This window comes from Lentiprolixibacter sp. (genome assembly GCF_982873095.1).
The window spans coordinates 1-3,227 of the sequence record NZ_CEYNTP010000285.1; the positions used below are offsets into that span (position 1 = coordinate 1).

General features: G+C 48.5%; 2 protein-coding genes. Both read right to left on the reverse strand.

Features of this window, described 5'->3' with window-relative positions; genetic code table 11:
• Positions 1-793: CocE/NonD family hydrolase (locus tag AC4E7D_RS13260; RefSeq protein WP_490174265.1), on the reverse strand; the 793-nt coding region annotated here is incomplete at its 3' end.
• Positions 794-881: 88 nt separating this feature from the next.
• Positions 882-3,107, reverse strand: a complete 2,226-nt coding sequence (locus tag AC4E7D_RS13265; RefSeq protein ID WP_490174266.1) for a carbohydrate binding family 9 domain-containing protein — start codon at positions 3,105-3,107, stop codon at positions 882-884.
• Positions 3,108-3,227: the final 120 nt, after the last annotated feature.

A 3,227-nucleotide genomic window follows, 5' to 3' on the forward strand; every position in this document is an offset into this window, starting at 1 on the left:
ATATTTCTTTTTTTCCATTTGCGTTCTTCAAAATATCCGGGATGGGCAGATGGGCCAGTGCCTTGGACATATCTACGGGTGGGTTTTCCGGGGCCAGGTCATAGAATCTGGAGATCCGGATTAAATCTTCCTGGGTAGCCCCTGCCGGGATCCGTGGCTTAAATTTATCGTGTTCTACACCGTACAGCCAGGCAAAAAATAGCAGCTGCTCCGCTCCGCCACGGTACCAGTTCCCCTGCTCCAGGTATTCCCCTACCCTGCCAACGCCTGCTCCAAATCCCTGGGGAACCATAGCAGCCAGACTGGGGTGATCCAATGCGGCTACGGCCATCTGCCATTCCGCTGTTGAAGAGCAACCTATCAGGCCTATTTTACCATTGGACCAGGACTGCTCCTTCATCCAGCTAAAAGCGTCATAGCCATCGGTCAGCGGTGTTCCAAGGATATCCCACTCCCCTTCGGAGTAGTACCGCCCGCGCTCATTCTGAACTACATAGGCATACCCCCTTTTCACTGCTTCATAGGCCCTCCTGGCGGTCCGTGTTCGTCTTTCCCCATCTCCCCAGGAATTAAAATTGTAGGGCGTCCTGGAAAAAATTATGGGTACAGGATTATCGGTTTTTGGCCGGTAGATGTCAGTCGCAAGTCGGACCCCATCACGCATCGGCATCATCACTTTCTGGTCGATAACCGCAATTTGTTCAAGCTCTGCCAGGATACCCTGCTGTGACTGTGCAATATTGGTGAACAGAACAAAGATCAGGACGGATAGGGATAGGTAAACTCTTTTCATTTTAACGTATTTGTATGATGTTAAAAATATCGAATTATTGCGGTTAATATAGCGCTTCCAGTTAATTCCTTTGTTTCCGGGGTAAGACTCACGGATTGAACCAGTAAGTAAGTTTTAGCGTAAGGGACCAAATATCCCCGGATAGCGGATCGAGCAGCGTATTCCTTGTAAATACCAAGAACAGGTCAGATGCCGGCTTATAACGCCATTGGAAGCGTGAATTCAGATTGAAATTCCGGGTTTGTTCATTGTATTGAAAAAGCGTCGCGAAGAAGAGCTTATTGGTAAAGGTGATATCCACTTTAGAGCCAATCAGCCAGAACTCGGTGGTGTTCCAGGGTGCCGGAAGCCGGATGTTGTTATAGCTGATGTTGGAACTCAGGCTGACGTAGGGTTGAAAACGGTAGCCCATCTCATTACTGACGTTAAGCCGGGTACCCCCTTCATAGTAACCACCCAGGCTGGTGTCAAAGGAATAGGTAAACATGCTCTGAGGTTTGGAGGCGTACTGCGCGCGGAAAGTGTTCCAACGGCCCTGCGTTCCGGTTGGTAATTCTTCTTTTCCGGTCCTGGTGGGGTCAAATGGGGCTAATAATTCCACAAACTCATTGATAACCTCTGCAGATAGCACGCTCCGGTTTCTGTAATTAAGTGCGTACCCTACAGCGTTTTGATAATCCGTACTGCGAAATGCCGGATCAAAGAAATGACTGGTAGTGAGCTTGGGCCCATGACTCACGATGGGTCCCTTTTTTGGGAAAAACAAGTATCCCCCAAAACCACTTAACCGGATGTAGCCATTCCTAGGCACAAAGCCTACTTCCGCAGAATAGGATCGTGGAACCGATTCCTCCTGAAGTCCCCAGGACCATTGCCGGTTGTTGTAGGATAGGTTAGCAGCCTGGGTGAGCCCCCTGTTGTCCTCATCCGGGGCAAAGGATTGCAGAACAAATGCTTTACCAGACCATAAATTATCTGCAGAAGCGAGATTGTATTCCACTCCTAAATTGCGGTTGAATTTAGGAAAGAGGTTCCTGAGTGAATCCGTGTCCTGCGGGTAGCGGAACGACTCTTTGTTGACGAACATCAAGCCGATGCTCGACCTGCTGAACACCTTGCGCTGCAGCGAGATAACACCAAAATTTTGTGAGGGCCTGCCTGTTTCGGAAACAGAAGCCGTCTGTATATCCATAATCCCCATTCGCCAGTTCTCGTTGAGGTTACCGCTCACACGGGCACCGGCATCTATAGGAACTCCCAATCCAATACGTCGGGAGAAAAAAGGCCGGATGGTTGCATAGCCAAAATTGGCAAACAGGTCGGCATTTTCCAGGAAGAATTGCCTGCGTTCCGGGAAAAAGAGCTCAAAGCGGTCCAAATTGGTAACCTGCCGGTCCACTTCTACCTGTGAGAAATCCGGGTTTACCGTTAGGTCCAGATTAAGGGCTGAAGAAAGACTGAACTTTATGTCCCCACCCACCTTGATCTGGGTGTCCTTGGTGTTGGCAAGGTCCTTGGTTTGTTCTCCAAGGACATATGGGATCAGGGAGAGGTTTATTTTTGGAGCGGGAGGCGGTTCATCCCAAATCAATACCCCGGACAGGGCGAGGGAGGAAGTAGGAAATTGCCTGGGTATGGGCGTCCAGCTCGATTTCTCACTGGTTTTAAGGTCCAGCCGACTAAAATTGATCCCCCATTCCTTCACCCCTTTTTCATAGCGTATGGATTTAAAGGGCAGCGCCATTTCGAACACCCATTTTTCATCATCCCGTACAACCGCTGAAACCCATTTACTGTCCCAGCTGAGGTCTACGGCACTTCCCCCGTACATCGTCCCATCCCACTGTGCCCCGGCAGCATTTGATCCAAAGGTGAAGCCCGTGGTTTGATTGTTGAAGGGATCAATAAAAAGGAGGAAATTGTCATTCTTTCCAAAACTAAAATCCCTTCTGAGGGATTCCACATAGTTGGGTCCGGCAGTGTTGTTGTAAAAGGTAGCGACCAGATAGATATATTCCTGGTCATACGTCATACGGATCTCGCTTTCCTGGGTGGCCTTGCCCTCATCCATGGGGAGCACCATAAAAAAATCTGTGGCGACCTCCGTATCCTGCCAGGCCAGATCATCTGCCCTGCCATCTATGATAATCGGACCGCTTGCTTTTCTGATGTTCAGGGTAAAATCAGCATTCTTTTTTTGAGCAAAGGACACTGTTATTATAGAAAGGGATAGGGCCATGAGCAACTTTCTGATGCATGAATTCACCCTGTAGCCGCCCTTAAAACGTGAGATGACCCCTTTGCTTTTAAGCATCTTTAAAGATAGTCAATTAAGGTGGCAGGAAACAACCTTTTGTGACTGACGTTACATACCCTCCTATCTTCAGGGGTAACTTACCAATTTTTTTAATAAGTCATTCCTTTGGAAATAAAT